At 38.2% G+C, this 23871-nt stretch carries 23 protein-coding genes; 1 reads left to right on the top strand and 22 read right to left on the bottom strand.

Annotation, left to right across the window (positions count from 1 at the left end; translation table 11 throughout):
* Nucleotides 1-258: 258 nt before the first annotated feature.
* The 5 genes from MHH95_RS06735 to MHH95_RS06715 all read right to left on the bottom strand — a co-directional run bounded on the left by MHH95_RS06735 (nucleotide 259) and on the right by MHH95_RS06715 (nucleotide 4919).
* The gene (locus MHH95_RS06735) at nucleotides 259-1209 is read right to left on the bottom strand and encodes an L-threonine 3-dehydrogenase (protein WP_340726881.1); all 951 of its coding nucleotides are present in this window, start codon (nucleotides 1207-1209) and stop codon (nucleotides 259-261) included.
* A gap of 270 nt (nucleotides 1210-1479) precedes the next feature.
* Nucleotides 1480-1800 carry a YolD-like family protein gene (locus MHH95_RS06730; protein WP_340726879.1) on the bottom strand — a complete coding sequence of 107 codons (321 nt, stop codon included), beginning with the start codon at nucleotides 1798-1800 and terminating at the stop codon, nucleotides 1480-1482.
* A gap of 15 nt (nucleotides 1801-1815) precedes the next feature.
* A complete protein-coding gene (locus MHH95_RS06725) occupies nucleotides 1816-3069 on the bottom strand; it encodes a Y-family DNA polymerase (protein ID WP_340726878.1) in 1254 nt (417 codons plus the stop codon).
* Nucleotides 3070-3629: 560 nt separating this feature from the next.
* The gene (locus tag MHH95_RS06720; protein WP_340726877.1) at nucleotides 3630-3791 is read right to left on the bottom strand and encodes a hypothetical protein; all 162 of its coding nucleotides are present in this window, start codon (nucleotides 3789-3791) and stop codon (nucleotides 3630-3632) included.
* Between the two features lie 336 nt (nucleotides 3792-4127).
* Nucleotides 4128-4919 (bottom strand): carbon-nitrogen family hydrolase, encoded by a 792-nt coding sequence (locus tag MHH95_RS06715; protein WP_340726876.1) that lies wholly within the window; start codon nucleotides 4917-4919, stop codon nucleotides 4128-4130.
* A gap of 155 nt (nucleotides 4920-5074) precedes the next feature.
* On the opposite strand from MHH95_RS06715, the gene MHH95_RS06710 reads away from it, so the two are divergent.
* Nucleotides 5075-6256: a pyridoxal phosphate-dependent aminotransferase gene (locus MHH95_RS06710; protein WP_340726875.1), complete on the top strand. Its 1182-nt coding sequence runs from the start codon at nucleotides 5075-5077 to the stop codon at nucleotides 6254-6256.
* Nucleotides 6257-6464: 208 nt separating this feature from the next.
* Here the strand turns inward: MHH95_RS06710 and fabG are convergent, their stop codons facing one another.
* The 17 genes from fabG to gnd all read right to left on the bottom strand — a co-directional run bounded on the left by fabG (nucleotide 6465) and on the right by gnd (nucleotide 23862).
* The gene (fabG, locus tag MHH95_RS06705) at nucleotides 6465-7217 is read right to left on the bottom strand and encodes a 3-oxoacyl-ACP reductase FabG (RefSeq protein WP_340726874.1); all 753 of its coding nucleotides are present in this window, start codon (nucleotides 7215-7217) and stop codon (nucleotides 6465-6467) included.
* 18 nt (nucleotides 7218-7235) lie between these two features.
* Nucleotides 7236-8237: an Ldh family oxidoreductase gene (locus tag MHH95_RS06700; RefSeq protein ID WP_340726873.1), complete on the bottom strand. Its 1002-nt coding sequence runs from the start codon at nucleotides 8235-8237 to the stop codon at nucleotides 7236-7238.
* A 75-nt stretch (nucleotides 8238-8312) separates the two neighbouring features.
* Nucleotides 8313-9269 (bottom strand): C-terminal binding protein, encoded by a 957-nt coding sequence (locus MHH95_RS06695; RefSeq protein WP_340726872.1) that lies wholly within the window; start codon nucleotides 9267-9269, stop codon nucleotides 8313-8315.
* Nucleotides 9262-10212 carry a U32 family peptidase gene (locus tag MHH95_RS06690; protein WP_340726871.1) on the bottom strand — a complete coding sequence of 317 codons (951 nt, stop codon included), beginning with the start codon at nucleotides 10210-10212 and terminating at the stop codon, nucleotides 9262-9264. Before MHH95_RS06690 ends, MHH95_RS06695 begins: the two co-directional genes overlap by 8 nt.
* Nucleotides 10209-11114 carry a dihydrodipicolinate synthase family protein gene (locus tag MHH95_RS06685; RefSeq protein WP_340726870.1) on the bottom strand — a complete coding sequence of 302 codons (906 nt, stop codon included), beginning with the start codon at nucleotides 11112-11114 and terminating at the stop codon, nucleotides 10209-10211. The genes MHH95_RS06690 and MHH95_RS06685 overlap by 4 nt, the downstream gene beginning before the upstream one ends.
* Before the next feature lie 13 nt (nucleotides 11115-11127).
* Nucleotides 11128-12582, bottom strand: a complete 1455-nt coding sequence (gene gucD, locus MHH95_RS06680) for an alpha-ketoglutaric semialdehyde dehydrogenase GucD (RefSeq protein ID WP_340726869.1) — start codon at nucleotides 12580-12582, stop codon at nucleotides 11128-11130.
* A gap of 11 nt (nucleotides 12583-12593) precedes the next feature.
* Entirely contained in the window at nucleotides 12594-13466 is an 873-nt protein-coding gene (locus MHH95_RS06675) for a fumarylacetoacetate hydrolase family protein (RefSeq protein ID WP_340726868.1), read from the bottom strand.
* 18 nt (nucleotides 13467-13484) lie between these two features.
* Nucleotides 13485-14243, bottom strand: a complete 759-nt coding sequence (locus MHH95_RS06670) for an IclR family transcriptional regulator (RefSeq protein ID WP_340726867.1) — start codon at nucleotides 14241-14243, stop codon at nucleotides 13485-13487.
* Between the two features lie 34 nt (nucleotides 14244-14277).
* Nucleotides 14278-16446 carry a dihydroxy-acid dehydratase domain-containing protein gene (locus MHH95_RS06665; protein WP_340726866.1) on the bottom strand — a complete coding sequence of 723 codons (2169 nt, stop codon included), beginning with the start codon at nucleotides 16444-16446 and terminating at the stop codon, nucleotides 14278-14280.
* A 19-nt stretch (nucleotides 16447-16465) separates the two neighbouring features.
* Entirely contained in the window at nucleotides 16466-17734 is a 1269-nt protein-coding gene (locus MHH95_RS06660; protein ID WP_445683002.1) for a TRAP transporter large permease, read from the bottom strand.
* 11 nt (nucleotides 17735-17745) lie between these two features.
* Nucleotides 17746-18258 carry a TRAP transporter small permease gene (locus tag MHH95_RS06655; protein ID WP_340726864.1) on the bottom strand — a complete coding sequence of 171 codons (513 nt, stop codon included), beginning with the start codon at nucleotides 18256-18258 and terminating at the stop codon, nucleotides 17746-17748.
* 71 nt (nucleotides 18259-18329) lie between these two features.
* Nucleotides 18330-19385 carry a TRAP transporter substrate-binding protein gene (locus MHH95_RS06650; RefSeq protein ID WP_340726863.1) on the bottom strand — a complete coding sequence of 352 codons (1056 nt, stop codon included), beginning with the start codon at nucleotides 19383-19385 and terminating at the stop codon, nucleotides 18330-18332.
* Nucleotides 19386-19526: 141 nt separating this feature from the next.
* The gene (rpiA, locus tag MHH95_RS06645) at nucleotides 19527-20162 is read right to left on the bottom strand and encodes a ribose 5-phosphate isomerase A (RefSeq protein ID WP_340726862.1); all 636 of its coding nucleotides are present in this window, start codon (nucleotides 20160-20162) and stop codon (nucleotides 19527-19529) included.
* Between the two features lie 23 nt (nucleotides 20163-20185).
* Nucleotides 20186-21334, bottom strand: coding sequence for a galactonate dehydratase (gene dgoD / locus MHH95_RS06640; protein ID WP_340726861.1), 1149 nt, complete (start codon nucleotides 21332-21334; stop codon nucleotides 20186-20188).
* A complete protein-coding gene (locus tag MHH95_RS06635) occupies nucleotides 21331-21975 on the bottom strand; it encodes a bifunctional 4-hydroxy-2-oxoglutarate aldolase/2-dehydro-3-deoxy-phosphogluconate aldolase (RefSeq protein ID WP_340726860.1) in 645 nt (214 codons plus the stop codon). Before MHH95_RS06635 ends, dgoD begins: the two co-directional genes overlap by 4 nt.
* Nucleotides 21976-21985: 10 nt before the next feature.
* Nucleotides 21986-22951 carry a sugar kinase gene (locus tag MHH95_RS06630; RefSeq protein ID WP_340726859.1) on the bottom strand — a complete coding sequence of 322 codons (966 nt, stop codon included), beginning with the start codon at nucleotides 22949-22951 and terminating at the stop codon, nucleotides 21986-21988.
* Nucleotides 22948-23862 carry a phosphogluconate dehydrogenase (NAD(+)-dependent, decarboxylating) gene (gnd, locus tag MHH95_RS06625; RefSeq protein WP_340726858.1) on the bottom strand — a complete coding sequence of 305 codons (915 nt, stop codon included), beginning with the start codon at nucleotides 23860-23862 and terminating at the stop codon, nucleotides 22948-22950. Before gnd ends, MHH95_RS06630 begins: the two co-directional genes overlap by 4 nt.
* Nucleotides 23863-23871: the final 9 nt, after the last annotated feature.

Here is a 23871-nt window from a genome sequence, read left to right as displayed (position 1 = left end):
AATATACTGAAAAATGAAAATATTTTGTTAATAATGGCACTTTTTGCTTATTAAGGTTTGTTGATTTCAGTTGAGATTAGGCGATTGTGAGGGAACTGAGAAGTGAAGTGAGGGGTTTGTAAAAACTAGATAATTGTCCCAACCTAAGGAATCCAGGTTTTCCCTTTAGAAAAATAACTGGCTTCTTAATCTAAGAAACTCATCTACGATAAAAAAGCGAGTGAAACCGCTTTTCAACAGGTTCACTCGCTCTATAAATTAAATTGCGTTTTGTGCTAATCGTACTTTTAGTTTTTCTAGCATATCGACTGTCATTTTTTCCAAATCGTAGCTTGCTTTAAAGCCCCATTCTTCAATAGCAGCCGATGAATCAATAGCATTTGGCCAGCTGTCTGCAATTGCCTGACGTATTGGATCTACATCATAATCCATTGAGAAGCTTGGAATATGCTTTTGAATTTCTGCTGCAATCTGTGACGGCTCAAAGCTCATGGCTGATATATTAAACGCATTACGATGTATAAGCTTTGCCGGGTCTGCTTCCATTAAATCAACAATTGCCTGCAGTGCATCCGGCATATACATCATATCCATATAAGTACCTTCTGCAATATAAGATGTGTAGCGACCTTCTGCAATCGCCTTATAATAAATATCTACTGCATAATCCGTCGTTCCCCCACCTGGTGGCGTTACATAAGAAATTAATCCTGGGAATCGGACTCCGCGCGTATCCAGTCTATAGCGTGTATAGTAATAATCACATAATAATTCGCCCGCTACCTTGTTTACTCCGTACATTGTAGTTGGACGCTGTAATGTATCTTGTGGTGTATTGTCCTTTGGCGTAGAAGGACCGAATGCGCCGATTGAGCTTGGCGTGAAAAACTGCATATCGAGCTCACGTGCTACTTCAAGTGCATTCATTAAACCGCCCATATTTAAATTCCATGCAAAAACTGGATTTTTTTCTGCTGTTGCTGATAGTAGTGCAGCCATATGAATCATCGTATCTGCGCCAAAATCATGTGCGAGCGCATGCATGCGTTTGCCATCTGTTACATCCAATACTTCAAATGGACCTTCATGCTGATCAATTTTTCGAATATCTGTTGCCAATACATTGTCAACGCCATACGTATGACGCAATTTCTCTACTAATTCCGAACCAATTTGACCTAAAGCACCGGTCACCATAATTTTTTTCACGATGAAGCCTCCCTATCCTTTAAAAGATGAATCCACCCCTAAATATTGCTGAACTCTATCTATTATTTTTTATTCACTAAAAACAATTGTCCTTCAGGAAAGCACAATCATCTACAACGAAAACTTGATGTTCAAAGATTTCCATGAAATTGATTATAGGGTGTTCTTTTGTAAAAAACAATATTTTTTGAATATTCTTTTTCAGCGATACATTTGTACGTGTACAAAATCCGAATGGGTAATGCCCGCTAGATACGTATAGTTGGAATTTTATTCATCCAATATGGCTTCATAAATATTGTGAAATAGAATTTTTCGGTTGTCTGTTAGCTTCACATATTGTTCGTGTACATTTACTTTTTGAATAATACCTGTAATTGTGTAAATGCCTGTTTGCTCCCACACCTTCAATTGGATGGGGCTAGCTTCTGAATAGGCTCTCTGTAAATTTATATTAATTTGTTCCAATTGGGCTTCATCCAATTCAGGCTGTATCACCAATGCATCCTCTTCCTGCCATTCACGCAATAACTTTACATGCTCGGGTAACATCATCGCGGTCCATTTAATCACACCTCTATCTTTGTTCATCGCGCGTTCACTCCCTTATTGTTTATGTCCGCCTACTAATGTCGACCGTGCAAGTGCTGTACCCGCTTCTGTATAGGAAACCGCACGTAATAATGCAGTCGTTCCGTATTTTGTACGTAAACGGTCCATTGTTTCCCCGAGCTTACGGTTGCGCCACCTCTTCTCATCAAATAAGCTAAGCTGCATTGAATATTCACTTTCGATATTACTTAATGTAATTGTAATTTTGCGTGCTGGGCGTTCTGCGTAAAATTCGTCGAGTAATTGTTTGCATACTTCAAAAATCTTCAATGTATCATTTGTCGGCTCATCAATTGTACGCGAACGATGGAATCCACCTCCGAAAGCATCTTTACTATAGCTAAGTCCCAATGATATCGTTCGTCCGGTTTTCTTTGCTTCCCTTGCACGCCTTGCTACGTCTTCGCACATTTCAAGCAGTACGACTAAAATTTCCTTTCGGCTGCGGTAATCACGCATGAGCATTTGCCCTTTTCCGAAGCTGATTTGCCCCTGCATGATTGGTGCACCAACAGTCGAGTGATCGATTCCCCATGCATGATAATAGAGCTGGTTACCCAACACTCCAAAGCGCTTTTCCAGTAGGGTTAAATCGGTATGCGCTAAATCATGAACAGAGTAGATACCCATATGATTCAGCGTTTTTTCTGTACGACGACCAATTCCCCACATTGTAGATAGCGGCATTATCGGCCATAATTTTTCCGCTACATCATTATATGTCCATTTCGCAAATCCCGTTTTCTTTGCTTCAATATCCAGCGCCAGCTTTGCCATAAGCATATTTGGTCCAAAACCGACTGCACATGGAATGTCAAATTGGTTGTAAATAAGTTGTTGAATATACTGCGCCGTTTCTTCAGGAGATCCCCATAATTTTTCTGTGCCGGTCAAATCGATAAAGCTTTCATCAACGCTATATACATGAATGGCCTCTTTTGGAACGAAATTATTGAACAAACGTGTAATTTCCATCGACATACGAATAAAGAGTGACATTCGCGGCTCAAATAAGCGAATGTCCGGATGTGGTGGGATTTCAAACAAACGTGATCCGGTACGAATATTAAAGCGCTTTTTCATTGGAGGCGATGCAGCAAGTACGACGCTTCCCTTTTGCTGAAAATTCCCGACAATGGCAATTGGCACTTCCATTACATTTAAGTTTTCTAACGATGCGATACAGCTCGCATAAAAGCTGCGCATATCAATACATATAATCGAGCGTTCTGGTGCATTTTCATACATGAAGCTCATCTCCTTAAAGAGAACATTTGTTCTTATATTAAAATGAGACATGTGAGATGGCAAGTGGTAAGTAATGGGGAACTTTGTATAAAGGATAATTTTTTTCGTCAGATATTTTGCGTTATTTATCTAATTTAGGCTCTTTTTAGACAATCTATTGAATATTATTTTAAGGTCAGGGAATTTTATTCGTCTCTTCTTTGTTCATATTCGTCAACTGTAGTTACTTAATCGTCAATTTCATAAACTTAATCGTCAATCGGTATTACATATTCGTCACTTAAGCACCGATAATCGTCGCTTGAAATTTTAATAGACAATTAAACTTTTTATTCGCCACTTGATGCAACTTAATCTCCACTCTCTATTTTCTAGTTGAATCCATATCTATCTAACAGGTTCGGTTAATGGAGAGAAAAATCAATTAGCAACACAAATAACAGGTTAATCAGCACACGTTTCAGCAGTGAAATGGGTTATATAAATAACAAGAAAAACGCTCACTCTGAGCGTTTTTTTGTCGAAATATTTTACTATCTTTATTGAACTAAAATCTCCTTCTATTTATCATTTTTACGCTGAATCTCTGCTAAAATAAATCCTCCCATAATTGCAAGCGGAATGCTGTTTGCAAAGATTGGTGGTTCTAAAAAGCTTTCTAAAAAACTTCCGAAAATTCCACCCAAAATTGTTAATATAATTGCAATTATAATTCTCCCCATATAATTAAATCCTCCTCTTCAACTTTGCATAATTACATAATATTCAGTATATTTTAACTATTCATTAACTTCCTTCTAAAAAATGACATTCAAATAAATATAATTAGCAATGGTTTTGACAATGGAATTAACAAAGGAACATAAATTTATGCGCTGATGCTAATTCTTAAGCCAAATGGTGTGTCAATTTGACCATATAAAGCATCTAAATGTTGTTATAATAACAAAAACAGGGACACCAATTAATATGCGAATTGTGTCCCCAAATGTTATGTTTTTACTGTTCTCTCCCTATCAACCGAACCCGTTAATAGCTACCTGGTACGCTTCAAAAATTTATTCTTTTATTACTTTCTCATAAAGACCCGGGCGGCGATCCTCGTAAACCGGGATTCGTCCGCGCACCTCATCGACATTCGAAAAATCAACATCAATAATTGCCAGCTCCTCATCTTCTGCACCTGTCCAAAGAACCTCGCCCCATGGACCGATAATCATCGATTGCCCGTTGAAATTTTCCACTTTACGTGCGATGCGATTTACCGCCACGACGAAGCACTGATTTTCAATAGCACGGGCCTGTAATAAAACTTTCCAATGATCGATACGCGGCGTTGGCCATTGTGCCGGTACAAACAATACCTTTGCACCATCCAATGCATGAGAGCGTAACCATTCCGGGAAACGAATGTCATAACAAATGACACCACCAGCTTCCAGCTCATCTAATGCAAAGCGGTTCATCTCATTCCCTGACTCCAAATACAAATGCTCATCCATTAAACGGAATAAATGTGCTTTACTATACTCGCCGACCAATTCTCCATCACGATTATATGTGTACATTGTATTATAAAACTTGTCGTCACGTTTTACCGATACGGAACCACCGACAATATGTACTGCCAATTCCTTTGCTAGCCCGCTTAAAAATGCTTTTGTACGTTCTCCGTTAGTATCAGAAAGCGCATCTAATTTTTCAAGCGCATAACCAGTATTCCACATTTCAGGTAATACGATAATTTCTGCGCCACCTGCTGCCGCTTCACGAATGAATTTTTCTGCACGCTCATAGTTTTCATCTACTTTTCCAAAACCTACATTTAATTGAATACAGCCGATTTTCATAAATAGACACCGCCTTTAAATAATTTTCCTACGTATAGTTTTCGCATACTTGCCTTCTATTGTAACATTCTACTTTAAGTTATCAAAATCTTCACTTTACTTAAACCTAGAAAAGTACTAAGATTAATTTTAATATTTTTAAAGGATGATGAATAATGGAATTCTCAAAAAAACTACAACAGCTTCCTCCACAATTTTTTGCAGCGCTTGTGAATAAGGTGAATGCAGCAATGGAAGAAGGGCGCGATGTCATTAATTTAGGTCAAGGAAATCCAGACCAGCCAACACCGGCACATATTGTTGAAGCATTGCAGATGGCGGCAACTGATCCGCAAACACATAAGTATTCTCCATTTCGCGGCATTGCGGAATTAAAACAAGCAGCAGCCGACTTTTATAAACGTGAATATAATGTGGATATTGATCCGCATACAGAGGTTGCGATACTTGGTGGGACAAAGGTTGGTTTAGTCGAACTTCCGCTTGCGCTATTAAACCCTGGAGACTATATGCTTCTTCCAGACCCGGGTTATCCTGATTATTTGTCGGGAGTAGCACTTGCAGATGTTAAATTCGATACAATGCCACTGAAAACAGAAAATCAGTTTTTGCCGGACTATAGTGCCCTGGCAGATGAAGTAAAGCAGCGCGCCAAGCTTATGTATTTAAACTATCCGAACAACCCTACTGGCGGTATCGCCACAAAGCAATTTTTCGAGCAAACCGTTCAGATGGCGAAGGAAAACCGTATCGCTGTTGCACATGACTTTGCATATGGTGCCATTGGTTTTGATGGAGAGCGTCCGCCTAGCTTTTTACAGGCTCCTGGTGCAAAGGAGGTTGGCATTGAGCTTTATACTTTGTCGAAGTCCTATAATATGGCGGGTTGGCGTATTGGATTTGCTGTAGGAAATGCAGAAATAGTAGAAGCAATTAATATTATTCAAGACCATCTCTTTTGCAGTCAGTTCCCTGCAATTCAGCATGCCGCAGCCCTGGCACTGAATGAAGAACAAACTTGCGTGGAAGAACTGCGGGATTTATATGAACGACGACGAAATATCCTTGTGGAAGAAGCTCAAAAAATCGGCTGGCATATTACTGCACCTAAAGGCTCGTTTTTTGCCTGGCTTCCTGTCCCTGCATCGTATACGAGCGAGCAATTTGCCGACCTTTTACTAGAAAAAGCGGATATTGCTGTTGCTGCGGGAAATGGATTTGGTGAGTATGGTGAAGGCTATATTCGTGTCGGGCTACTCGTAGATGAAGAGCGTTTGCGCGAAGCCATACAGCGTATTGCGAAGCTTGGACTTTTTGCGAAAGTCACTTTAGAATAAAGTGACTCAGAGACTAGGACATAAATAAATATTTTAGAGGCGCGTGACTCGCATTTTGTTGTGCTACAGCATCTAACATATGTAAATCCGCGTAACTTCGGAAGGACCGAGAAAAGTACGCGCCATTAACAATTTAAACACGCCTGTTTACAGTTTATAAATAAAAGTAATAGTAGACTTCTAATTGGTTACGTTATAAAAATAATAGTTATCTACCTAGCCAACCACCGTCAACTGGAATGGTAATACCATTCACGTAATCTGATGCAGGCGATGAAAGGAATACGATTGCACCAATCAAATCAGCAGGGTTTCCCCATCTTTTTGCCGGTAAACGATCCAAGATTTGTTTATTTCTAATTTCATCGGCGATAAGTGCCTCATTCATATCTGTTGCAATATAACCAGGCGCTACACAGTTTACAGTAATTCCTCTACTGGCCCATTCATTTGAAAGGGTTTTTGTAAAATTCATTACGCCCGCTTTACTTGCTGAATATGCCGGAATATAAATGCCGCCTTGATAAGAGATAACCGAAGCTAAATTTACTATCTTTCCATATCCTTCACCAAGCATTTTTTTACCAAATAACTTACATAAATGAAAGACGGCTGTCATATTCACTTCAACCACTTCGTCCCATGCTTCCAGAGGGAAATCTTCCGATGGATAGCGTTGTTGAATACCGGCATTATTTACTAAAATATTGATGGTACCCATTTCATCAAGAATCTTTTGAACCACTTCTTCCCGACTTGCTCTTGACTTTAAATCACAAGGATAATGGTGCGCCTGCCCACCGCTTTGTTTAATTTCTTCTATTACCTCTTCCGCCGAAGAACGCGAAACAATAACAACTTCTGCTCCTGCTTGCGCTAAGCCAATTGAAATTGCCTTTCCAATACCACGGTTTCCACCGGTTACAAGGGCCTTTTTCCCATTTAAATTGAATAATTCCATAACTTTTCCTCCCTCAATTTACGAAATTAAAAATTCATATTGTTCATCAGTAATGTCAATTCCATTTTCCTGCACATCTTTTTCTCTTAAATTTGCTCTTTCTCCCGGAATATACACTTTTTCAAACCCTTCCTGTGGAGGGCAGCCTTGTATAGAAGACACCATCGATGTCATACTGTTTATAAAACTTTCAGAAGCCCCAAAAAAGCTTGGATTAATAACTAAAAAAAACTGTCCTAAATCTCTAGGCTTTGTTAAATCTTTATACATCGGTTCTATATCCCGTCCTGTATTTGTGCCGGCTAACACTCCGGAAAGAATATCTACCAAAATTGCCAATCCATACCCCTTTGCTCTCTCCATAGGTTGTAATGCCACCACATCGGCCGGGTTATCTGTCGCAACACCTTGGTCATCCAGTCCCCAATCTTTCGGAATTTTATTTCCCTTTTCCTTTTCAATCATCACCTTACCGAATGATACCTTGCTCGTTGAAATATCCAGTACCATCGGAAAATCTTTGCCGGTTGGAGCTCCAAATGCAATCGGATTCGCCCCTAAATAGGCTTCTTTACCTCCATAAGGGGCAACTAAAGCATCCGCTTGTGTAAAAATTAAACCGATCATATTCTTTTCAGCTGCCATTTTCGCATAATAGCCAACCGCACCTGAATGGGATGTTTTATTGACACTCACAACCCCAATCCCTTTTTTATAGGCAATCGAAATCGCCTCATCCATTGCGTATTTCGCCACGACATGACCAAGCCCATCATCACCGTTCAATTGAGTGATGACGTCATTTATTCTGTTATATTTAAGGGACGGGTTACTTTTTATGCTTTGATGTTTTAAACGCTCAATATAATGAGGAAGTCTTAAAATTCCGTGTGAAGGAATGCCTCTGCTATCTGCATATAATAGAATTTCCGTTACGATAGCGGCATGCTCCTCTGTTACACCATTGTCCAGAAATTTATTCGTTACAAATTTTTTATAATCATCAACCGATATTTTCATAAAATCCTCCTATTTACACAATTTGGGTATAAAAAAGAGACTGCATAGCCGATACGACCGCGCAGTCTCTACACATTAAACAACTACATACACTGGTTTTTGCCCTGCTAGTACATCGACCACATTTTTGGTTGTCTTCGTTCTTAATTCTTCTATTGCTTCCACAGAATAAAACGCACTATGTGGTGTAATATAAACATTATTAAATGTTAGTAATTCATGATCAGCCTGAACAGGCTCATGTTCAACCACATCTAATGCTGCACCAGCAATTTTTTTAGTTTTTAAGCCTTCGATTAACGCTGCCGTTTCAATAATTGGACCGCGGGCGGTATTAATAATGAAGACGCCATCCTTCAATGACTTTAATGTTTCTTTATTGATCAGGTGTCTCGTCTCTTCTACTAATGGAACGTGGAACGAAAGAATATCTCCGATTTTTAAAGCCTCCTCCAATTCCACTTTCCTCACACCGTAGTTGGCCATTACTTCTTCTGATACAAAAGGATCATAGCCTACTAATGTAAAGCCTAATGGCTTTACCTTTTCAATTACTCTTCTCGGGATACGACCAAATCCGAATATTGCAAAAACTCTGTTTTCAAAACGGTAAATCGGTTTACCGACACTGAAATCCCATACGCCATTTTTAACCGCATTATTGAGTTCTACAATTTTACGAGACCAAGCCATAAGAAGCGCTAATGTATGGTTAGAAACTTCCTCGATTCCATAATCAGGAACATTGCATACTTTAATCCCTAATTCTTTTGCTGCGGCAAGGTCGATTGTATCGACACCTACCCCATAGCGAGAAATCACTTTACAACTTGTTAACGATCTTAAAACACGTTCTGATAGCGGTGCATACTGATTAATGATAGCGTCCGCATCCTTCGCAGCTTCAATCACTTCATCCTCTGTTCTGCATTGTGCTTTGATAAATGAAATTTCTAAACCACTCTCAGTAAAGACACGCTCTTCATACTCTAAAGTATCAAATTCGTAATCCGTCAGCACTACTTTAAACATGTTTTGGCTCCTTTCGTACAGATGCGACACCAAGACCTTCTGCTCCTAGCTCTGACATCTTTGCTTCCGGACAGTAACGTTTAATCATATCCATCCCGATCGCTGCACGACGAACACGTTCACGAGCCAGTGACAGGTTAGTTGCTTCCCATTGTTTTCCAGACGGATAGACATCAGGATGATTACGTAACCCGAACTTAATGTATACCGGAGAAAGCACTCGAATAATTTCCGGAATTTCATAATATCTTAAAAAGCCACCAAAATTATCCGGTACTTCTATATAGATATCAATCGGAATATCAATTGCCTGACGAATTGCAGCAAGCTTTGCTAATGTTAAAGAGGAAGGGACGTTGTAAGTATCTGCACCTAAATCCTCCATAATTTTCACTGAAACAGGATTACATGCGCCCATCTGAACTGAAACTTTAATAACAAAATCTTCAGGCAGCAAACCTTCCTCTTTCATTTTCTTACTAATATAAAGAAGCCCTTCATCAGCCACAAGTGCTCCACGTAACCCTAAATCCGCACCGCGCTTCAAATCTTCCATTGCATATACTAACTGATCGGCACCTTCATGACGTAACGCCTGCGATTTCCCTGCAGCTGTTAGCGGTCCCGCACTAATATCCCATGTCCCTCTTGGCCCGACAAACAGGCTTAGTTCTATTCCGCGCTCTGAAGTTAATTGACACATTTCTTCAATTTCCTCATCCGTCTGAAGCATAATTCCACTACCTTGTGAAATCCGGTGAATAGTTAAACCGTATTCATCAATTGCTTTTAATGTTTCCTTCAATGCTACAGGTCCTTCAACACTCGGCAGCTCGATACGGTATTGTGCCCCATCAGGAAAACGCTTCGATGAAGTAGGTAAGTCCTGATAATCTCGTGCTGGGTAACCTAACTTTTCTAGAAATTCAACGGACTGATTCATTTCGTTCCTCCTAAAACTAAGCTTTTCGTTAACATTGCTTGCGCTAAACTTCTCAAATCCTGTTCATTATTAACAAACGGTGTTTTCAAATTTACCCGTTCTGTTGGATACCACCTTGCATAAACGGCTTCCTTCATTGAAATATAAAATGATGGGTGCCAAGAGTAGAGATCCATTAACTCGCTAATTTGCTGATGCAACTTCTTAATCTGTTGAAAGTCATTATTTTGAATGGCGTTATACAGGCTGACTGATAACTCAGGCAGAAATACGGATGTACCATTAATACTGCCGGATGCCCCCAGAATTTGTGCGTCCAATAAATGCTCATCAAATGCACTGTACACATGGAAATCCGGCTTTACAGACTTCACTGCATTGATGACATTTCGTATTCTTGCCATACTTCCTACCGTTTCTTTGATCCCTTTAATATGAGGAAACTCACTCGCAAGTTTTACAATGATATTAACCGGAATTTCCTGCCCTGTTAATTGTGGAATATTATATAAATAAATATCGATTATTACACGTTTTGCTAATTCGGCATAATAGGTATAGATTTGTTCTTCACTCATCGTCCAATAATAAGGATGTACAACAAGTATACCCTCTCCACCTAATTGCCCTACAAAATCCGATAATTCAACTGTTTCTTCTAAGACGGTACTACCAGTTCCGACAAGTACAGGAACCCGATTATTTAAATAAGGGATTATCTTACTTAAATATTCCTTTTTCTCATTTAATGTGAAATGAGGAAACTCTCCTGAACTGCCTAACAATACGATGCCATGTACCCCGCCATCGATTATTTTATCAAGCATATCCTTGTTTTTTTCTATATCTATTTTGCCGTTTTCATCTAATAGTGTAACAACTGGTGAAATAATCCCCTTCATGATTTATTCCCCCTTATTTCGCTTTAATATAGACTGTTTTGGAAACTGTATAAAACTCCTTGGCCGCTTGTCCTTGTTCACGACTACCTGAACTAGAGTTTTTCATTCCACCAAATGGGGCTTGGTACTCTACTCCGGCACTTTCAGCATTCACTCGAATTAAACCGGCTTCCATATCATCAATAAATGCTAAAGCGTTACCGATGTTTGTTGTAAAGATCGAAGCACTTAACCCAAACTCAACATCATTAGCCAATTCAATAGCCTCTTCAGTTGTATCTGCTTTAATTAATGCAATAACCGGGCCAAACACTTCTTCCTGTGCAATACGCATATTTGTTGTAACACCGTCAAAAATAGTCGGCTCCACAAAATACCCCTGAAGATTATCTGACTGCACCGCATTTCCGCCTGCAATAAGTGTTGCTCCTTCATTTTTTGCAATTTCGATATATTCTAATACCGTATTATATTGGCCTTCACTTGCACAAGGTCCCATCCATGTCGAAGATTCCAATCCCGGTCCAATCGTAATTTTCTCCGTTTCTTCGACTAGGCGATTTTTAAATTGCTCATAAATACCTGACTGAACAATCACGCGGCTTGTCGCCGTACACTTTTGACCTGTCGACTTAAAGGCACCGCTTAACACTGCCTGCACAGCATTTTCAAGATCTGCATCTTCCAGAACAATTACCGGGTTTTTGCCGCCCATTTCCAGCTGGTACTTCACCTGATTTTTAGAAGCAACCTCTGCAATCATTTTTCCGGTATTCGAAGAACCCGTAAACGTAATCGCATTAATTAATTTACTGTTAATAATTTCGTTTCCGACTGTTGAACCGCTTCCAGTAACGAAGTTAAATACGCCATCCGGTAAACCGGCGTCAGCAAAACATTTTGCTACTTTTGCTGCTGTTACAGCAGCTTCAGAAGCCGGTTTAAATACCACAGTATTCCCGTAAATTAAGGCAGGCGCAATTTTCCAGATAGGAATCGCAACAGGGAAATTCCATGGAGTAATAATACCTACAACACCTAATGAAGTACGTTTAGTAAACATTAACGCGTCTTTTTCAGAAGCCGGAATTACTTCACCATTACTTCTCGCACCTTCCGCAGCATAATATTTTAAAATCGCAATACCGCGCTGTGTTTCTCCTAAAGCTTCCGGATACGTTTTACCCATCTCGTCCGTTAAAGTTTTCGCGATATCTTCCATATTCTCTTCTAAAAGTGAAGCTACCTTATAAAGTAACTGTCCACGCTGGAAATCACCTAATTTTCTCCACTCTTTAACAGCCTTGCTTGCTGCTTCCAGCGCTTCGTTAGCTTCTTCAACAGTAGATGCCTGTACACTTCCCATCACCTGGCGATTTACAGGGTTAATACTATCTATAAATTTACCACTCTTTGATTCCTGCCATTTTCCGTTAATAAAATTCTCAAACACTTTTGTCGTTATCATTATATTCCCTCCTAGTTTTCTGTAATACTATTTACTAACACACCAATTTTTGTACTAGATATTTCGATACGGTCACCTTTTTGTAATGTAAACTCATTTGGCGGTACGATACAAGTTCCAGTCATCAAGGCTGTACCTGGTTCGATGTCATTTTCGAATACTAAGTAATGAACTAATTCATCCAACTTTCGTTTCAACTGACTAATATAGGCAGTTCCTTCAAATTGAATTACATTGTCTCTTAAAATTTTACAAGTAATATCAATATCATATGGATTTTCAATACCTTCAGGCATTAAAATTGCCGGTCCGATTGAGCAAGAGTTTTTCCAGATTTTCGCTTGTGGTAAATAAAGCGGATTTTCCCCTTCAATATCACGACAGCTCATATCATTCCCCAATGTAAAACCAATAATATCTTCATTTTTACCAATGATTAATGTAAGCTCTGGTTCAGGTATCTGCCAATTTGAATCACTTCGAATCGTTAAGTCATCGAGAGGTCCTGCAATACGTCGTGCTGTTGATTTAAAGAAGATTTCCGGACGCTCTGCATCATATACTTTGTCATAGAATGTTTCTTGAATTTCAACATTTGCCTTAGTCGCCTCATAATTGCGAGCCTCTTTACTTTTTAAATAAGTTACACCGGATGCCCAAATTTCTTCAGGAACAATCGGCAATGTATACTGCAGTTCATCTACATTGACTGCTAAGGGTTGAATATTTTCTTTCTGGATATAGTCGGAAGCTGTTAAATTATTTTCAGTTAGATAATAGTAAAATTCAACATAGTCATTAAATTTAATAGGAAAAACTGAGTTTTCTCCATTTACTAAAGCTGTTTGAACCTGGTTTTCAAAAATAAATCGAATAAATTTCATAAGTACCCCTCATTTATATTATTTTAAATAACCTAACTCACTTGATAATTCTAATGTGCACTGCTTTAAATAGGTTAAAATCTCTTGTTTTTTCTCTTCTGTAAAATTCACGAGAGGTGACGATATACTAATTGCCGCCACTACTTTTTGAGTGTAATCGTAAACAGGCATAGCCATACAGTATATCCCAGCTTCATTTTCTTCGTTATCTATGGCGTAGCCCTGCTCACGTACTTTCTCCATTTCCGATAAAAACGCTTCATACGTTAAAATGGTGTTTGCTGTCGCTGGTTTAAATTCATAATACTTAAATATATTTTCAAATTGATCTTGCTCTAAGTATGCAGTTAAAACTTTACCTACCGCACTACAATGTAGCGGAACTTTTTTACCAATTCTGGAGTAAATAACCAAAGTATTATTCCCATTAATTTTATCAATATATATAGCTTCTCGATCAACACGCGTAACTAAATGGACCGTCTCATTCGTTAAATGGTTTAACTTCATTAAATATTTATGAGCAATCGGTTTCATTTCAACCTGATTCATTAGTAAATTTCCTCGTTCGTATAATCTCCAGCCTAATGCATATTCCGCAGTATCCTGAACCTGCACGATGTAGCCGTAATGCTTCAGCGTTTTTAAAATGGAATGTATAGTACTTTTGTTTAAATCAAGCTTTGTACTGATTTCCTTAATACTAAACGAACGATGATTTTCATCAAATAATTCTAAAATTTCAAGTGCTCTTGATATAGACTGGATTAATGTCATTGAATTCACCTCTTAATTAGTTAAGAGATCGAAATTAGTTTAATGAATGTTCTTTTTGAAACTTCTTTGTCGCCTCTTCATAAACCTGGATCGGAACAACACCTTTTGAAGCATCCGTATGACCCACCATCCTGTTTACAGCAGCTACAAGCTTTTGTCTCGTTTTCATCTTTTGTTTTCTCTCATCAAATAACTGGATTCGATCTGTTTTTTCTTTAATAGTATCGTCATATGAAATTTCATTATCATAATGACCTACTAAATCAATTCGCTGTTCGCGTAATCTTAAATGTAAAATATCTCCGGTTTTTAAATAACCGATTCCTCCGTCTTCAAAAGCTTCAGGTGTCATATGTCCTATGGCTGCACCATAAGTTACACCGGAATATCTTCCGTCGCTAATAATTGTACAAATTCTTTTCAAAGTACGGTTTGCATTAATATGCTGCATTGGAGTAAACATTTCCGGCATACCAAACGCGACCGGTCCTTGTCCTGCAATAATAACCGCAATTTTTAATATACCTAACTTTACAATTTCATCGAAAAGTTCGTCATAGGATAAATTGTTTAACTCGGCAAATCTTTCAGGTGCATTATATTTTACAATCGTTTTCAATACATGTTCTTTAAAAACTTTTGATTGTTTATAACGTTCCATTAATGTAGAATCCAACAATTGTGCATTTGCCTCATCTTCATTATCAAAGTAGACAACTGCAGCTAATTTGTTGTCGAACTGGTCTAATTGAGGTGTTGGCATCCCGCTTATCTTTACTACGGCACTTTCAAAGAAATTTCCGCGTAATACATCTACCCCGCTGAATGCTCTTCTCGGGCTACTTAAAATAACCTGATTGTCCTTAACATTTGATGCAGGTAAATTATCTGAATACACTAACCGTGCTTTCCAAGATGTTCCGGTTACTGTTAAAGCATCTACATCCATATCGATACCATTCGTCAATAGTTCATGGAACAATGATTCCATACCTCTACTTTCACCGTTACAGCATTGCATTGCTAAAGCAAAAATATCTCTTCCTTCCGTTAACGAATAGTTAAATAAATCCGGAATCGGCTGTTCTTTTAATATACTTTCAATATCAAATAAGCTAAATTCATAGCCTGCGTACACCATTGCAGATACCATATGCATCATTAAGTTCGTCGAGCCGCCTGATGCACTGTGGATGCGTACGCCATTCCGAATATTCTGACTAACCAATGCAGCAACACCAAACTCCGGCTTATTAATCATATATTCAAAGGCATCGACTGCCGCATTCACTTGCTGCTGATCTGGCGGACTTGTCAATAATTCAACTGATGGATGGACAAGCCCTAATCCCGCCACTAAATGACGTGAACTGTTTCCTGTTCCGTTGAAAGCACACACACCGCCTTGGCTATCACACGTTGCAGCCGCCAAACGCATTTCCAAATATTTATGCTCGTCTTTTGAGATAACCTTTTTTTCAACTGCTCGTTCAAATACGCCTTGGAATGAAGTATTCGATGAACATTGTAAAATATAATTCATTGTATCTTTTAGATCATCACCAATATCCTCATGTCCGCTTGCAACAGCTCTGTCATACACTTCGTTAAGCTTTAACACTACGTCCTCAGGAATTGTTCCTCCAACTAATACATGCGCCGGTGCGAATGTAGCGAAGAAAGGTGCATCTCCTCTTGATTTTCTTAATGTATCCAAATGAGCCAACCCACTTACAACACCTAATGGCTGTTTATCGCAGCCTTGAATGACAAAGGCGCCATGATAACTGTGCGCTTCCAACTGATTGACAATCATTTGAGCGACGGCATTTCTACTTTGAAGCGAGTAGCTCATTCCCTGGTTTGATTGAGCTGTACCATCACACATAACAGGTGTAGAGAAGTAAAATGGAACTCCTCCATTTTGCCAAATTCGAATTGCTGCTCTGGAAGATGTTAAATAATCCATAATATGAGCCGGATGATCAGCAGATCCTCCAATAATTGCAATTCGCGGTGCATCCTTTTCCAGACGATGAATAATTTCTTCGAGTGTCCAATCAGGTGTCCCCCCCTCGTAGAGTGGTCCTAATATTTTTTTTGAATTGTCTAATAAACCAGCTACTGTAATTGGCTCATTAGCCTTCCCTTGTACGTGGTCACTATAAGGGTTGACCCTACTTTGCATTAATGGAAATACCATAATTATCCTCCTTTATTGTTTATAGGAATACCAGTGATAAAATAGGAATAAACGTGACAATTAAAAGTACAATTATCATCACAATAATGAATGGAATAATGGCCTTTGATAATGCTTCGAGACTTATTCCTGAAATACTTGAACCGACAAATAGATTGACTCCAACTGGTGGCGTAATAAATCCGATTGCTAAAGCAACAATCATAATAATACCGAAATGGATTGGATCATACCCAACTTGAATTGCGATTGGTAATAGTATCGGTGTTAAAATAATGATGGCAGCGATTGTATCCATAAAACACCCAACAATTAAAAGTAAAACAATGATTAGTAACATAATAATTATTTTGTCATCTGATAGTGATAGCAATCCGTTTGCAATTTTAAGAGGAATTTGTTCCATTGCCAAAAGTTTACCGAACCCTGTTGCACTCCCTACAATGATTAAAATTGTTGCTGACATGAGAGCCGAATCAACAAAAACAGATGTAAGGTCTTTGAGCTTTAGTTCACGATATACAAAGGCCCCGATAACAAATCCTACAGCAACCGCAATTGCTGCTGCTTCAGTAGGAGTAAAAATACCACCGTATATTCCACCTAAGATGATAAAAGGAATTAATAATGACCATTTTGCGTTCCAAATTTGTTTACCGATATTGGAAAGCGAAGTTTTTTCCGTGCTCCCTTTATATCCGGCTTTTTTTGCATAATAGTATGCATAAGCCATTAAACCGAGGCCAACTAAAATCCCTGGAATAATACCGGCCATAAACATATCGCCAATAGAAACACTCCCTGATACACCATACATAACCATAGGAATAGAAGGAGGAATAATTACACCGATAGAACCTGCTGATGCTACAACAGCAGTAGAAAACTTAATGTCATAGCCTTTTTTCACCATCGCTGGAATCATAATACTACCTACTGCAGCTACAGTTGCAGGGCCAGAACCAGAGATTGCGGCGAAGAACATACATGTTACGATAGCTGTAAGTGCTAACCCTCCTGTTACAGAGCCTACAAGAGATTCTGCAACTGCGATGAGTCGCTTGGAAATACCGCCCTTCCCCATAATTTCCCCTGCCAGGATAAAGAACGGGATTGCTAATAACGGAAATGAGTTAACAGCAGTTGTAAGCTCTTTCATAATAAACTCTATCGGCATTGTGCCATCAATTAAAATTGCAATCATTGCGGATAGACCTAATGAGATCCCAATTGGAACCGTTAAAATCAGTAAAATAGCAAAAGATATAAATATTGTAATCCCCATTATAATCCCCCTACCTACAGTTTAGGCATGTCTTCATCTATGATTTCTTCATTGTTTTTAAACATCTTCGTTTCTAGATACATGCGTTGAATTAAACGAATAGAAGTTAAAACCATTCCAAGAGGCATACCGAGATACATAATCGACATTGGGATACCTAATGATGGGGCTCTTTGTCCACTTGTATCAATCATTTCAAAGATTGAAAAACCATAGTACATTGCATAGAGAGCAAATATTAAAAATAAAATGTGAGCTACCATATTAATGAAGTATTTACCTTTACGGCCTAAAACAATAAGTAATGCTTCAACACGAATATGTTTGGCCTTTTTAACCCCATAACTGATACCTATGTACACCAGCCAAACGAAACAAAATCTTGCCAACTCCTCTGACCAGGAAAGTGAACTTTGGGCCACATACCGCATAAATACCTGTAATACAATTACAACTGTCATAACCCCAAGTAAAATTAACAGCAACACTCTTTCAAAGTTTTCATCCAGCCATTTCACTATACTCATGTAATCCCTCCCTTTTTTGATGAATGCGATGAGAAATCAAAAATTATTTCTGATTTCTCATCGCATCATTATTATTGAGCCTTTCCAATTTCTTCTAAATATTCATTAACAAAATCTTCGCCGATTGTTGATTTATACTTCTCAATAACTGGTTGTACAGATTTTTTGAATGATTCTAACTCTGCACCTTCAATTTTGTTATATTCCATTAATCCTTTTAATTCTTCTAAAGCAGACGCTGCTGTTTCACGAGATAAATCACGGTTATGCTCACCAGCTTCTAAAGCTGCAGTCTGTACGATTTCACGTTGCTCTTCCGATAAACCATCCCAAGTTTTTTGACTGATCAAGAAAATAAATGGAGAATAAATATGGTTTGTTTCAGTTAAATATTTTTGTACTTCCGGATATTTTTCAAGGAAAATTGTTGGATAAGGATTCTCTTGTCCATCCACTGTTTTTTGTTGCATTGCTGTAAACAACTCTGTGAAAGCCATTGGTGTTGGGTTGGCACCCATTGCAGACCAAGCACCTAAGTGAATTTCATTTTCCATTGTTCGAATCTTTAAGCCTTTTAAATCATCAATTGATTTGACAGCTTTTTTACTGTTTGTTAATTGACGGAAACCATTTTCCCACCAAGCTAATTGTAAAACACCTTGGCTTGAAGCTTTTTCTGCAAGTTTATCGCCAAATGGCCCCTGTAAGACAGAATCTACTATATCAGTATCCGTTAATGTGAAAGGTAAATCGAATACCCCATACTCCGGAACGAATGATGTAAATGGTGCAGTTGAAGGAATTGTAATTTCCAATGTTCCAAACTGTAACATTTCAATCGCTGAGCGGTCATCAGCAATCTGACCTGAGTGATATACTTCAACTTCTAATGAATCTGTTTGCGCTTCTACAAGTTCCTTAAATTTCAATGAACTCTTATATAACGGTGTCTGATCATTTAACCCGAGACTGATACGTAATTTTTTCTTTTCCCCTGAAGAGCTATCTCCCGCTACAGATGAATCTGCATTTACCGGAATCCCATTCGATTCCTCGTCACTTCCCCCACATGCTGCCAGTGCTAATGAAAATAACAATAAAAATCCTAAATAAAGTAACTTTTTCATCCAAACATCCCCTTTGTTTGATATTATGAAACGCCGTTTTGAAATCGCAAGAAAACGCTTTCAAACTTATTTTTATTTTAAAGTACCACTTATTTAAAATCAAGAATATTCTGTATTATTTTACTATTTTTATAATATATACTATTTCATTACTATAAATGAATTTTCTGTAAATAACCCTACATCTACTATTCCTGAGATTATTTTCAGTTCCTCGTAGGTCGTTTTAACATCTAATAGTTTTTCTTTGTGAATATCTACAATATAATTTTTATTATCTGTAATAACATAATCTTCTCTCACCTTTCTTACCGTTACATAAAAGCCGAGTTTAATTATTTTTTCAATTGTCCAGCTGAAATTATATGGAATAATCTCTACAGGAATGATTTCATTTGTAAATTTTTCCACAAATTTCGATTCATCGGCAATGATTACCTTTTTTTGTGATTTTTCAAGTACTTGCCTTTCTCTAAATAATGAGCCTCCTCCACCTTTTATCAGGTTATGCTGTGCATCAATTCGATCAGCTCCATCAAATGAAATATCCAGTAAAGCGACATCATCTATATCCATAATATTCAGACTATAATTCGACGCATAACTCTCAATTCTTTTAGAAGCGGGAACAAAATATAACTCAAGTTGCTCTCGGTTCATCCTTTCAGCAATCAAATCTACAAATAATTGCATTGTGGAGCCCGACCCCAAGCCGATTATTGTATTGTCTTCCACCATTTGAACCGCCTGTGCAGCTAGCTCCCTTTTTCGGGTCATGTTTTGACTTTTATTATAGGGTCCTACCATTCCGCGACAGTCCCGTCAGCATGTCTCCAAACAGGGTTCTTCCATTCGTGACCAATCTTCTGCTGTTCACGTACGAATTCTTCGTTAATCTCTATTCCTAATCCCGGTTTTTTAAGATTTCCAACAAATCCGTCTTTATACTCAAATACACTAGGGTCTACCAAGTAATCCAAAATATCGTTTCCTTTATTGTAATGAATCCCTAAACTTTGCTCTTGAATAAATACGTTATGACATGTCGCATCTACCTGCAGACAAGATGCTAATGCGATTGGTCCTAGTGGACAGTGAGGTGCCACCGCAATATCATATGCTTCTGCCATCGAAATTATTTTTTTGCACTCCGTAATACCCCCGGCATGAGATAAATCAGGCTGAATAATATCTACATAACCGTCTGCTAACAACTTTTTAAAATCCCAACGTGAATACATTCTTTCGCCAGTAGCTATTGGAATGGTCGTATGTCTGGCAATTTCCCGAAGCGCCTCGTTGTTTTCCGGCAATACCGGCTCTTCAATAAACATCGGATGATATTGTTCGAGTTCTTTGGCCAGGATTTTTGCCATTGGTTTATGCACTCTTCCATGGAAATCAATGCCAATCCCAAAATCTTTACCTAAATTTTCTCTAATAATCGCTACACGCTCCAATACATTCTCAACTTTTGAAAAAGAGTCAATAATTTGAAGCTCTTCTGTAGCATTCATTTTAATGGCCGTGAATCCATTATCATGAGCTTTTTTAGCGTGTTCTAAAATATCATTTGGACGGTCGCCCCCGATCCAGGAATATACCCTTGTTTTCTCTCTGCATGTACCACCAAGCAAATCATAAACTGGTGCATCATAGTACTTTCCTTTAATATCCCATAATGCCTGATCAATTCCAGCAATTGCACTCATTAAAATAGGACCACCACGATAAAACCCGCCACGATATAATTCATTCCAAATGTCTTCAATATTCATCGGATTTTTACCTATCAAGTATGGTTGTAATTCCTGAACACAAGCTTCTACTGTAGATGCTCTCCCTTCAACAACCGGCTCACCCCAGCCAATAATTCCTTCATCTGTAGTAACTTTTAAAAACAGCCATCTTGGCGGCACTTTAAATGTTTCTACCATAGAAATTTTCATGCTTTCACCTCATTAAATTTTTCTACATACTGCCGCGCAATCTCGGTCATTTGTTTGAAATCCCTATTATCAATAAGTTTCTTATCAAATAATGCACTTCCGATTCCTACTGCAACAGCCCCATTATTGAAAAACTCCGTCATATTCTCCAAGCTCACTCCCCCAGTAGGCATAAGCGGAATATGTGGCAGTGGCCCCCTCATATCTTTAAAATAACCAGGCCCTAACTTAGTAGCCGGGAATACTTTCAAAATATCTGCTCCGGCTGCATATGCTTGAACAATTTCCGTGGGTGTATACACTCCAGGGATGGAAATTCTCCCGTAACGATTCGTTAATTGAATCGTATCTATGTCCAAAATTGGTGAAAAAATGAAATCTGCTTTAGCCTCTATAGCTTGTTTAGCGGTTTCTTTATCCAATACCGTTCCTGCTCCAACTAAAACACTTGTTTTGTATTTTTCCTTTAATCGATGAATTGTATTAAAGCTATCTTCGCTATCAACTGTTACTTCAAGTACTTTAATACCACCTTCAACAATTGCTTCCGTTACTTCCATTACTACAGTCGGGTCTATTTTCCGCACAACGGCAACTACGCCATTTTGCTCAATAAACTTTAACTTATCCCATTTGTACATAAAATCCCCCCTATCTTAAGATGTCTATTTGTTCATTTGATTGGCAAAGCATTTCAAATTCTTCTCTATTCGGTAAGCCTTCTATATCGCCATACTGCTGAATAACACAAGCTCCAAGCAGGTTTCCGAAGTAGACACTTCTTTCTAATGATTGATTCGTTAGTAAGCCATGAATAAAACCTGCAGCAAAAGCATCCCCTGCTCCAACCGGATCTACTATTCCTGAAACTTGGACTGTTGGGACTTCAGTCAACCTTCCATTAATCGAGAATAGGGTAGATGATGCCCCCTTTTTTATAACAATAACTTGTCCTTCGCGTTTCGTAAGGATATTGCAAATGTCTCTCTCATTAGTGGTACCTACTAAAAATTCAGCCTCTGATAAGCCGGTCAAAATATAATCAGCATTCGCTGCAATTTCTAAAATAACTTCTTTTGCTTCTTCTTTTGGCCATAATTTAAACCGGATATTCGGATCAAAAATTATAGGTATTTGATTTTCCTTTGCAATTTCGATTATTTTAAATATCATTTCTCTGCAAGACAGACTTATGGCCGGTGTAATACCGGTTAAATGAATAAACTTGGATGTTTTTATCACGTCAACCGGGATATCTTGCACACTCATCTTGCTTGCAGCAGAATCTTTCCGGTAATAATACACATGTGTCGCTTCCTTCGTTTTTTGCTCTTTAAACAGCAAACCTGTTGGACTCTCAGAAGTTACTTTAACATTGGAAACATCAACGCCTTCAGCTCGTATTGATTTAATGATTCGTTTACCAAAAGGATCCTTCCCTACTTGAGACATATACGCAACATCATGACCTAACCTGGCAAGTCCAATAAGAACGTTGGATTCAGCACCACCAATTTTTTGATAAAGCGCAGGTATATCTTCAAAATTCCCTATTTGCATTGCTTGAAAAATTATCATTGTTTCGCCAACCGAAAATACATCTTTAATTTTAATCACCCCTTACTAACGTTATGTCCACCAAAGGAATATCTCAAAGCAGATACTACTTTCCCGCTAAAAGTCTCATCTTCAAGAGAGCGATTTCTCATCATTAAAGATAAATAGGTTACAGGCACTGGTAATTGTAATCTAATAGACTCTTCCATGAGCCATTTCACTTCACCTGACGCATGCATTTTACCTGAAATATTATCCAATTTATTATTCTCCTGAAAGGCATCTATTAATAAGTCCATCAACCAGCTTCTAATAACCGAGCCGCTGTTCCAATTTTTTGCTACCTCTGAATAGTTAAAATCGAATTCACTTTTTTCCAGCATTTCAAATCCTTCCGCGATCGCTTGCATCATACCGTATTCGATTCCATTATGAATCATTTTTAAATAATGTCCGCTCCCTGATGCGCCTGTATATATAAGTCCATCCTTACAGCAAATTTCTTTCAAAAATGGGTTTATTTTTTCAAAAACGGACGCATCTCCACCAATCATGGCACATAAACCATTTCTTGCTCCATTTATGCCACCACTTGTTCCCATATCCAAAAAGTGTATTCCTTTTTGTTTGAATAAAGCGGCCCATTCCATCGCTTCTTTAAAATTAGAGTTGCCACCTTCGATCAAAGTGCTTCCTTCCGGTAATCGTTCTAATAATACTGTTAAAACCTCATCTGTTATTTTTCCTGGTGGTACTAGAAGAAATATTAAATCATCAGGTTTAATTTCCTGAAATATTTTTTCATCCTCATCAATAAAAATAAAGGACTTACTATGGAATAATTCTTCTTTATTGATACTTTCCTTTATTGAACGATCAATATCATATCCTATTACGGAATATCCCTTTTCAAGAATATTCAAGGCTATGTTGCGCCCCATCTTTCCAAAACCATAAATTACAACTCTCAACAGTCTCAT

Source organism: Solibacillus sp. FSL K6-4121 (assembly GCF_038002585.1).
Lineage (GTDB): Bacteria > Bacillota > Bacilli > Bacillales_A > Planococcaceae > Solibacillus > Solibacillus faecavium.
The sequence above is the reverse complement of the archived record's forward strand: the minus strand, read 5'-3'. Positions and strand labels throughout refer to the sequence as shown.

What these genes read in the sequence shown, in the direction of transcription:
- MHH95_RS06720 (WP_340726877.1), bottom strand. Translation starts at nt 3,791, where the DNA reads ATGGGGAGAATTATAATTGCAATTATATTAACAATTTTGGGTGGAATT.
- MHH95_RS06695 (WP_340726872.1), bottom strand. Translation starts at nt 9,269, where the DNA reads ATGTTTAAAGTAGTGCTGACGGATTACGAATTTGATACTTTAGAGTAT.
- dgoD (WP_340726861.1), bottom strand. Translation starts at nt 21,334, where the DNA reads ATGAAAATTTCTATGGTAGAAACATTTAAAGTGCCGCCAAGATGGCTG.
- MHH95_RS06690 (WP_340726871.1), bottom strand. Translation starts at nt 10,212, where the DNA reads ATGAATCAGTCCGTTGAATTTCTAGAAAAGTTAGGTTACCCAGCACGA.
- MHH95_RS06670 (WP_340726867.1), bottom strand. Translation starts at nt 14,243, where the DNA reads ATGACATTAATCCAGTCTATATCAAGAGCACTTGAAATTTTAGAATTA.
- MHH95_RS06685 (WP_340726870.1), bottom strand. Translation starts at nt 11,114, where the DNA reads ATGAAGGGGATTATTTCACCAGTTGTTACACTATTAGATGAAAACGGC.
- MHH95_RS06715 (WP_340726876.1), bottom strand. Translation starts at nt 4,919, where the DNA reads ATGAAAATCGGCTGTATTCAATTAAATGTAGGTTTTGGAAAAGTAGAT.
- MHH95_RS06700 (WP_340726873.1), bottom strand. Translation starts at nt 8,237, where the DNA reads ATGAAAATATCGGTTGATGATTATAAAAAATTTGTAACGAATAAATTT.
- MHH95_RS06725 (WP_340726878.1), bottom strand. Translation starts at nt 3,069, where the DNA reads ATGTATGAAAATGCACCAGAACGCTCGATTATATGTATTGATATGCGC.
- MHH95_RS06650 (WP_340726863.1), bottom strand. Translation starts at nt 19,385, where the DNA reads ATGAAAAAGTTACTTTATTTAGGATTTTTATTGTTATTTTCATTAGCA.
- MHH95_RS06635 (WP_340726860.1), bottom strand. Translation starts at nt 21,975, where the DNA reads ATGTACAAATGGGATAAGTTAAAGTTTATTGAGCAAAATGGCGTAGTT.
- MHH95_RS06730 (WP_340726879.1), bottom strand. Translation starts at nt 1,800, where the DNA reads ATGAACAAAGATAGAGGTGTGATTAAATGGACCGCGATGATGTTACCC.
- rpiA (WP_340726862.1), bottom strand. Translation starts at nt 20,162, where the DNA reads ATGACCCGAAAAAGGGAGCTAGCTGCACAGGCGGTTCAAATGGTGGAA.
- MHH95_RS06675 (WP_340726868.1), bottom strand. Translation starts at nt 13,466, where the DNA reads ATGAAATTTATTCGATTTATTTTTGAAAACCAGGTTCAAACAGCTTTA.
- MHH95_RS06665 (WP_340726866.1), bottom strand. Translation starts at nt 16,446, where the DNA reads ATGGTATTTCCATTAATGCAAAGTAGGGTCAACCCTTATAGTGACCAC.
- fabG (WP_340726874.1), bottom strand. Translation starts at nt 7,217, where the DNA reads ATGGAATTATTCAATTTAAATGGGAAAAAGGCCCTTGTAACCGGTGGA.
- MHH95_RS06710 (WP_340726875.1), top strand. Translation starts at nt 5,075, where the DNA reads ATGGAATTCTCAAAAAAACTACAACAGCTTCCTCCACAATTTTTTGCA.
- gucD (WP_340726869.1), bottom strand. Translation starts at nt 12,582, where the DNA reads ATGATAACGACAAAAGTGTTTGAGAATTTTATTAACGGAAAATGGCAG.
- MHH95_RS06655 (WP_340726864.1), bottom strand. Translation starts at nt 18,258, where the DNA reads ATGAGTATAGTGAAATGGCTGGATGAAAACTTTGAAAGAGTGTTGCTG.